The 9,791-nt window shown below is 66.9% G+C and carries 1 protein-coding gene; it reads left to right on the forward strand.

All coding sequences use genetic code 11. From position 1 onward, the window contains the following. A partial coding sequence (locus tag BLA15945_RS37310) for a non-ribosomal peptide synthetase (protein ID WP_174994751.1) occupies positions 1-9,791 on the forward strand: 9,791 nt, incomplete at both ends.

The raw sequence follows: 9,791 nt of genomic DNA on the forward strand, positions 1-9,791 counted from the left end.
CGTCGCGCGCTGCCGGAGCCGGACGACGATGCGTTCGTCCAGGCGCAGTACGAAGCGCCGCAGGGCGAGACCGAGCGAACCGTCGCCGCGTTGTGGTCCGACCTGCTCGGCATCGAGCGTGTCGGCCGGCACGACAACTTCTTTGCACTCGGTGGGCATTCGCTTGTCGCCGTCCAGCTGATCGAGCGCTTGCGCCAGATCGGGCTGACGCTTGCGATACGGGACCTGTTCGAGCAGCCGGCCCTCGCCGCACTCTCCGCCACTCTCGGTCAGTCGCGCGAAGTGGTCGTGCCGGAAAACCGGCTCGGGCCCGATACGCAGGCCATCACGCCCGATCTGCTGCCGCTCGCCGATCTGTCGCAAGACGACATCGATCGCATCGTCGCGCAGGTGCCGGGCGGCATCGCGAACATTCAGGACATCTACGCCCTTTCACCGTTGCAGGACGGCATCCTGTTTCATCATGTACTCAGCACGCAGGGCGACCCCTATCTGCTGAGCGCGCATCTGGCCTTTACCGATCGCGCCGCGCTCGATCGCTATCTTCAGGCGATGGATTGTCTCGTCGAGCGGCACGACATCCTGCGCACGGCCGTGCTGTGGGAAGGTCTTGGTTCACCGGTACAGGTCGTGCTGCGGCGCGCGCACATCGACGTGACCGAGCTGGCCCTCGACGATTCCAGCGAGTGCGCCGCGGAGCAGTTGCCGGGCCTCATCCATCCGGGGCGTGACAGGATGGATCTGACCCAGGCCCCGCTCCTGCGCTTCGTGATCGCCGAGGCGACGGGAGGACGCTGGCACGCGACGATGCTGCTCCATCACCTCGTCGGAGACCATTCCACGCTTGCGATCCTGAACGAAGAAGTCCAGGCGATGCTCGCCGGACAGATACACCGCCTTCCCGCGCCGCAGCCCTACCGCAATCTCGTCGCCCATGCGCGTCTCGGGATGCCCGCGAGTGCGCACGAGGCGTTCTTCAGCGAGATGCTGAATGACGTCGATGCGCCGACCCTTCCGTTCGGCCTCACGCTCCAGCACGACGACATGGCGCCGCTGTACGACGCGCGTCGAACGATGCCGGGCACGCTCGACGCACGACTGCGTACGCTGTCGAAAACCATCGGCGTGAGCCTCGCCACGTTGTGCCATCTGGCGTGGGCGCTCGTCCTCGCCCGCACGAGCGGGCAACGGCACGTCGTGTTCGGGACGGTGTTGTTCGGGCGCATGGCGGCCGGCGCCGGCTCCGACCGCACGTTGGGCCTGTATATCAATACGCTGCCGCTGCGCATCGACATCGACGCGACCGACGTGCGCACGGCAGTCCGCGATACGCAGATACGGCTCGCACGCCTGCTTGCCCATGAACATGCATCGCTCGCGCTGGCGCAACGATGCAGCGGCATCGGCGCGAACGCGCCGCTTTTCAGCGCGCTGCTGAATTACCGCCACAACGTACACGCCGATGGCCACGCGCAGTGGCCGTCCGATGTCGAACTGCTGGGTGCGCACGAGCGGACCCATTACCCGGTGACGCTGTCCGTCGAGGATGACGGCGATGCGCTTGAACTGGTCGCGCAGGTCGTCGCACCGGCGCTGGCGGAACGGCTATGCGCATACATGCAGTGTGCGCTGGAGCAACTTGCGGACGCGCTCGAGGCGGGTTCCGGTTCGCTTGAGCACCTGCAGATCGTGCCCGACGACGAGCGGGCGCTGCTGATCGACACGCTGAACGCGACGGATGCGCCATATGACCGGCACCAGTATCTGCATGGGCTGTTCGAGGCGCAGGTTCGGCGTACGCCCGATGCCACCGCGCTGATCTCCGGCGGCGAGCGCCTCTCCTATGCCGAACTCAATGCGCGCGCCAACCGGCTCGCGCGTTACCTGATCGAACTCGACGTCACCCCCGATACGCCGGTCGCCGTCTGCCTCGACCGCGGCGCGCCGATGGTCGTCGCGCTGCTCGGCATCCTCAAGGCCGGCGGCGCCTACGTGCCGCTCGATCCCGCCTATCCCGGCGCGCGCCTCGCGCATATCCTCTCCGACGCCGCACCCGCCGTCGTGCTCGTCGATCCGGTCGGACGCCAGGCGCTTGCCGACGCGCTCGGTGAGGCGCATCTGGCGAAGCTCACGCTGGTCGATGTGAGTGTCGCGTCGCCGCCGTGGGACGGCCTGTCTCCGGACGATCTGTCGCCGCACGCGCTCGGGTTGACCCCGCGCCATCTCGCCTACGTCATCTACACGTCGGGCTCCACCGGCTTGCCCAAGGGTGTGCAGAACGAGCACGATGCGCTGATCAACCGCCTGACCTGGATGCAGTCGGCGTATCGTCTGGATGCCCGCGATGTCGTGCTGCAGAAGACGCCGTTCAGCTTCGACGTATCGGTCTGGGAATTCTTCTGGCCGCTGGCCAATGGCGCCACGCTCGTCATGGCCGCGCCCGGCGCGCACCGTGACGCCGATTATCTGACCGACGTCATCGCGCAGTACGGGGTTACCACCCTGCACTTCGTGCCGTCGATGCTCAGCGGCTTCCTCGAGGCGCCCGGCCTCGCACGCTGCACGACGCTCTCGCGCATCGTCTGTAGCGGCGAGGCGTTGCCGGTGGCCACCGCGCGGCGCTGCCTGGAGCGGTTGTCCCATGCTCAGTTGCACAATCTCTATGGTCCGACCGAAGCCGCCATCGACGTGACCGCCTTTACGTGCCCGGCAGATTTCGATGCGCCCTCCGTGCCGATCGGCAAGCCGATCGCCAATACGCGGATCTACCTGCTCGATGAATCGCAGGCGCCGGTACCGCTGGGCGCGGTCGGCGAGCTTTACATCGGCGGGGTCGGGGTCGCGCGTGGCTACTTGAACCGTCCGGAGCTGACCGCGCAGCGGTTCCTGGCCGATCCGTTCGCCCGTGCAGCCGGCGAGCCCGAAGCACGCATGTACCGCACCGGCGATCTGGCGCGCTACCTGCCGGACGGCAACATCGTCTTCCTCGGGCGTAACGACGATCAGGTCAAGATCCGGGGCTTTCGCATCGAACCCGGCGAAATCGAGGCGCAGCTTGCGTTGCACGACGCGGTACGCGAAGCCATCGTGCTGGCGCGTCCCGATGCGGAGGGCAACACCCGACTGCTGGCATACGTGACGCTGGAAGACGCGGCGCCGCGTGCCGAGCGCGTGCGGCAGTTGCGCGAGCACCTTCTATCCCGGTTGCCGGACTACATGGTGCCGGCGGCGTTCATCGTGCTCGACGCGTTGCCGCTCACGCCGAACGGGAAGCTCGACCGTCGTGCGTTGCCGGAGCCGGACGACGACGCGTTCGTCCAGGCGCAGTACGAGGCGCCGCAAGGCGAGATCGAGTGCGCCATCGCCGCGTTGTGGGCCGACCTGCTCGGTGTCGAACGCGTCGGCCGGCATGACAACTTCTTCGCGCTCGGCGGACATTCGCTTGTCGCCATTCGCATGGTCTCGCGCATCGTCAACGAAACCGGCAAGGTATTGCCGCTGCGCAAGGTATTCGAAGTGCCGACCGTCGCGGAACTGGCGCTGGCACTGGCAGATGCCACGTCGCACGAAAGCGGTCACGACATCGTTCGCATCGACCGCAATGCGCCGATGCCGCTGTCCTTCGCGGAAGAGCGGATTCTCGCGATCGAAGCGGGTGCGGCGCGCGGCACGATGTTCAACTCCTCGCGCCTCTTCGTCCTGTCCGGCCACGTACGCGACGATGTGCTGGACCGCGCGCTGCGCGCGGTCGTCGACCGTCACGAAATCCTGCGCACGCACTATGCGAGCGACGCCGCCACCGGAGCGTTCATGCCTGTCGTCGAGCGCTCCGAAAGCTTCCGTCTGGAACGCCGCGACGTCGCCGGAGAGGATGCGATGTCACTCGCGCAATCGGAGGCTGCGAAGCTGCTCGATTGCTTCAGCGGCCCTGTCTTCGGCGCGACGCTGTTCATCGAGTCGCCGCAGCGTTCGATCCTGATGATCTCGATTCACCACATCGCGATGGATGCCACGTCGTGGACGACGGTCTGGCGCGACTTCCGCCACGCGTATGCGGCGCTGGCCGCCGGCGCGCTGCCGACACTCACGCCGCTCGCGCTGCAATACCGGGACTACGCGGCGTGGTCGAAGCGGCACGTTGACGCCGGGCATCTCTCGCAATTGGAGCAGGTCTGGCGGGAACGCCTCGCCGGTGCGCCCGCGTGCCTGGATCTGCCGTCGGACCGGCCGCGCCCGGTGAGATTGTCGGACAGCGCCGGACGGACCGAACACGTGCTCGCGCCGGATCTCGTGCAGCAGATCCGGCAAGTCGCGGCTGCATACAACGTCACACCGTTCGTCGTGCTCGAGACGGCGCTCGCCATCACGTGCGCGCAACTCGCACGCAGCCGCGACATCGTGATCGGCACGGTGACCGAAGGCAGAACGCACGCGGCGACCGCAGAGATGGTCGGCCTCTTCGTGAACACGCTGCCACTTCGCCATCGGCTGGATCGATCCGCTTCCGTCGCCAGCCATTTACTCGCGGCGTCGCAGGAACTCCTGTCCGCTCTCGAAGCGGGCGAGCTGCCTTTCGCCCATGTGGTTGCCGCCGTCAATCCGCCGCGCAGCGCTTCGTACGACCCGATCTTCCAGGTCTTTTGTCAGTTCCAGCAAGGCCCGGGAGCGGAACGCGAGACGCTCTCCGGCCTGACGCTCGAGGCCGTTCCGCGCGCACGCGTCGGGCGCGGCGCCGATCTCGCCGTCGTGTTCCTGGATACGGGCGAGACCGTCAGCGCCGACATCTCGTACAGTGCTGACCTGTTCGACCCGGCGAGCATCGACGCGATCATCGCGCTGTTCCTGGCGTTCGTGACGGAAAGCGTGCAGCGACCGGATGCGTCGGTAACCGACCTTTGGGACGCCGGCGTCGCTCACCTGCGGGCCGGCGCATCGGGCCCGGACGTCGCGAGGCTGATCGACGCGCCGGCCAGCCCGTCCGGAACCTGGTATCCGCTGTCGCCCGCGCAGCAGGCGGTCTGGCTCCAGGAGCAGGCGTCGCGGCACGGGACATCGTTCTTTTCGATTGCGGCGATGCGCTGCGCGCCGGAGATCGATCGCGAGCGGCTCGTGATCGCCTCGCGCGCGCTCATTGCGCAGAACCAGTCATTCTGGCTCCAACTCTCCGATGCCGGCCTGCAATGCGAAGGGCCGATGCCGACGACGCGCTTCGAGCATTTCGTCGAACCCGCGACCAGGACGGACGCCGAGATGCGACAGGCGGTCATCGACTGGCACGAGACGCTCAACGACAACCTCGACGACAGGACCAATGCGGTCGCGCTATTCGAATCGCCCGGGAGCGTACTGGTCGCGTTGCGGTCGCACCATCTGCAGACCGACGGCTGGGCTGCGATTCGACTGTTCGAGCGCATCGGCAAGAACTATGCCGCGCTCGAAAAGGATCCGGCCCGCACGTTCGACATGGACCGGATCGTGCTCGATACGCTTGCGCTCGACGAGCGCTATCTCTGTTCGTCGACGTACGAGCGGGACGCCGCCTTCTGGCAGTCCGCGAGCAAGAAGATGGACGGTCCTGCATTGGTGACGCTGGTGGCCGACCATGCGCACCCTGTCGAGGCGCGCGGCGGCGTCGCGTCGATCCGCAGCACGTTCTCGCCGGCCTTGCAGGCGCGGCTCTTGCACACCGCGCAGAAGCATGCGCTGTCGCCGTCGGAATGCCTGACTGCGCTGACCGGCATCTATCTGATGCGTGTCGCGGGCCAACGGCATACGGTCGTCGGCGCGTCGTTCCTGAACCGGACGCGCGAAGCGCTCGACATCCCCGGGCAATTCGCCAAGGTCATTCCGCTTCCGGTGTCGCTCGAGCAGCCCGACATGCCGGTTTCGGCGGCGTTGGGCGAGATCTGCGAAACGTTCCGGGGCGTGATGCGTCACGGAAGATTCCCGTTGGGCGACATGGTCAGACGTTACGGGATCGATCCTCGTCATATCGACGTGAGCGTCAATACGTTGTTCCTGCGGCATCCCGTCGAAGTGGCCGGTCAGCCCACGCACGTCCAATGGCTGTCCGGGCCGGAGAACGGTCTGTCGTTCCTGTTTACGCAATTCGGGAAAAACGCGCCGATCGATGTCGAACTCCGGTACAACCGCAACGTGTTCGATCCGGTCGCCGTGTCGCGCCATGCAGCGCGTCTTCTCGACTTCATCGAGCGTGCGTGCGAGAACGACAGCGTCGCGGTGCGGGCAATCGATCTCGTATCGAGCGACGAAAAGGCGCTGCTGATCGACACGTTGAACGCGACGGATGCGCCATATGACCGGCGCCAGTATCTGCATGGGCTGTTCGAGGCGCAGGTTCGGCGTACACCCGATGCCACCGCGCTGATCTCCGGCGGCGAGCGTCTCTCCTATGCCGAACTCAATGCGCGCGCCAACCGGCTCGCGCGTTACCTGATCGAATTCGACGTCACGCCCGATACGCCGGTCGCCGTCTGCCTCGACCGCGGCACGCCGATGGTCATCGCGCTGCTTGGTATCCTCAAGGCCGGCGGTGCCTACGTGCCGCTCGATCCCGCCTATCCCGGCGCGCGCCTCGCGCATATCCTGTCCGACGCCGCACCCGCCGTCGTGCTCGTCGATCCGGTCGGACGCCACGCGCTTTCCGACGCGCTCGGTGAAGCGCATCTGGCGAAGCACACGCTGATCGACGTGAGTGTCGCGTCGCCGCCGTGGGACGGCCTGTCTCCGCACGATCTGTCGCCGCGTGCGCTCGGGTTGACCCCGCGCCATCTCGCCTACGTCATCTATACGTCGGGCTCCACCGGCTTGCCCAAGGGCGTGCAGAACGAGCACGATGCGCTGATCAACCGCCTGACCTGGATGCAGGCTGCCTACCGCCTGGATACGCGGGATGTCGTGCTGCAGAAGACGCCGTTCAGCTTCGACGTGTCGGTCTGGGAATTCTTCTGGCCGCTGGCCAATGGCGCCACGCTCGTCATGGCCGCGCCCGGCGCGCACCGTGACGCCGATTATCTGACCGACGTCATCGCACAGTACGCGGTGACCACCCTGCACTTCGTGCCGTCGATGCTCAGCGGCTTCCTCGAGGCGTCCGGCCTCGCACGCTGCACGACGCTCTCGCGCATCATCTGCAGCGGCGAAGCATTGCCGGTGGCCACCGCGCGGCGCTGCCTGGAGCGGTTGCCCCATGCGCAACTGCACAATCTGTATGGTCCGACCGAAGCCGCCATCGACGTGACGGCCTTTACGTGTCCGGCCAATCTCGACGCGCAGTCCGTACCGATCGGCAAGCCGATCGCCAATACGCGCATCTACCTGCTCGACGAATCGCAGGCGCCGGTGCCGCTGGGTGCCGTGGGCGAGCTTTACATCGGCGGGGTCGGGGTCGCGCGCGGTTACCTGAACCGTCCGGAGCTGACCGCGCAGCGGTTCCTGGCCGATCCGTTCGCCCGTGCGGCCGGCGAGCCCGATGCACGCATGTACCGCACCGGCGATCTGGCGCGTTACCTGCCGGACGGCAACATCGTCTTCCTCGGCCGCAACGACGATCAGGTCAAGATCCGGGGCTTTCGCATCGAGCCGGGTGAAATCGAGGCGCAGCTTGCATTGCACGACGCCGTACGTGAAGCGATCGTGCTGGCGCGCCCCGAAGCGGCGGGCAACACTCGACTACTGGCATACGTGACACTGGACGAAACCGCGCCGCGCGCCGAGCTCATCCGGCAGTTGCGCGAGCACCTTCTCTCCCGGCTGCCGGACTACATGGTGCCTGCGGCGTTCATCGTGCTCGACGTGTTGCCGCTCACGCCGAACGGCAAGCTCGACCGTCGCGCGCTGCCGGAGCCGGACGACAACGCCTTCGTCCAGGCACAGTACGAGGCGCCGCAAGGCGAGACCGAGTGCACCATCGCCGCGTTGTGGGCCGAACTGCTCGGCGTCGAACGCATCGGCCGGCACGACAACTTCTTTGCGCTCGGCGGACATTCGCTGCTTGCCGTGCGGATGCTGAATCGCTTGCGGGCCATGCATGAGGTCAGGCTGTCGCTTTCGGCGCTGTTCGATCATCCGACCGTATGTGCGGTCGCGCAGGTGGTCGGTGCGCGAAACCGCGACGATGCGCCGCCGATCGCCCGTGTCGATCGCGCTGCCCCGCTTCCGGTGTCGTTCGCGCAGCAGCGAATGATGTTCCTGAGCGGCTTCGAAGGCGCGGGCACGATCTATCACGTCCCGCTCGTGCTGCGGCTCGACGGCGGGCTGGACGCCGCCGCGTGGCATCGCGCGCTGGATGCGCTGTGGGCACGCCACGAGGCATTGCGCACCGTGTTTCCCGAGACGGCTGGCGCGAGCGGCGATACCCGCGCGGCGCTGCTTCCGGCCGGCGACGGCATGCCCTGGCGCGAAGACGATCTGTCGACGGAACCCGGTGCGCCGGAACATTGGCTGCGCCTGTGCGAGGAAGAAGCCACGCGCCCGTTCGAACTCGCACACGGGCCGCTCGTGCGCGCGCGCCTCGTCAGGTTGTCGGAGAACGCGCACGTCTTCATGCTCACGCTGCACCACATCGTCTGCGACGGCTGGTCGCTGTCCGTGCTCGTCAAGGAGCTGTGTACGCTTTACGGGGCCTTCACGGAAGGACGCCCGAACCCGCTTGCGACGCTGGCATTCCAGTACCCGGACTACGTTGCGTGGCAACGGCAATGGCTTGGCGCGGAACGACTCGAGCGCGAAGCAGGTTACTGGAAAGAAGCGCTGGCAGGCATCCCGACGCTGCTGACGCTGCCGACCGATCGCCCGCGGCCCGCGCATCAGCAGTTCGACGCGGCGCGGCTGCCGTTCGAACTCGACGCGGTGCTCACACGGGATCTGAGACGGCTCGCCGCGCGGCGCGGCGTCACGGTCTTCGCGGTCGTCACCGCGGCCTGGGCCGCGGTGCTGGGGCGCCTCGCCGGCCAGGAGGATGTCGTGATCGGCACCCCGGTCGCGAATCGCTCCGGTCCCGAATTCGAATCCATCGTGGGCCTGTTCGTGAACACGCTTGCACTGCGCATCGACCTGTCGGGCGTACCGTCGGTCGCGCAACTGCTCGAGCGCGTCCAGGGGGCCGTCGTCGCCGCACAGGATCATCAGGATCTTCCGTTCGAACAGGTCGTGGAAATCGTGAAGCCGCCGCGACGGCTCGGTCATACGTCGATCTTCCAGGTGATGATTTCTTGGCAGAACACCGACGTGCGGACATTCGAATTGCCGGACCTGGATGTCACCCCGGTTGCGAGCGCGTTCGACCGGGCGAAGTTCGATCTCGAACTCGACCTGGTTGACGATGGCTGCGCGGTGGCCGGTGCGTTGCGCTACGCGACCGCATTGTTCGACGAGACATCGATCGCGCGTCATGGCGCGTACCTGATCGCGGTGTTGCGCGCGATGACCCGGGACGACGCGCAGCCGGTCGGGCAGATCGACCTGCTCGATGCCGACGAGCGGCATCTGCTGCTACACACGTGGAATGCGACGGCGGCCACCTACCACGACCACCAGTGCATCCACGAACTCGTCGAGGCGCAGGCCCGGCAAACCCCCGAGGCCGTCGCGCTCGTCGCTGACCACGAGCAACTCTCCTATGCGGCCCTCAACGCCCGCGCCAACCGGCTCGCGCATTACCTCGTCGAGCTGGGTGTCGGGCCCGATACACTTGTTGCCGTGTGCGCCGAGCGCAGCGTCGCGATGGTCGTCGCGCTGCTCGCCGTGTTCAAGGCCGGCGGCGCTTACCT

The organism is Burkholderia arboris, assembly GCF_902499125.1.
Lineage (GTDB): Bacteria > Pseudomonadota > Gammaproteobacteria > Burkholderiales > Burkholderiaceae > Burkholderia > Burkholderia arboris.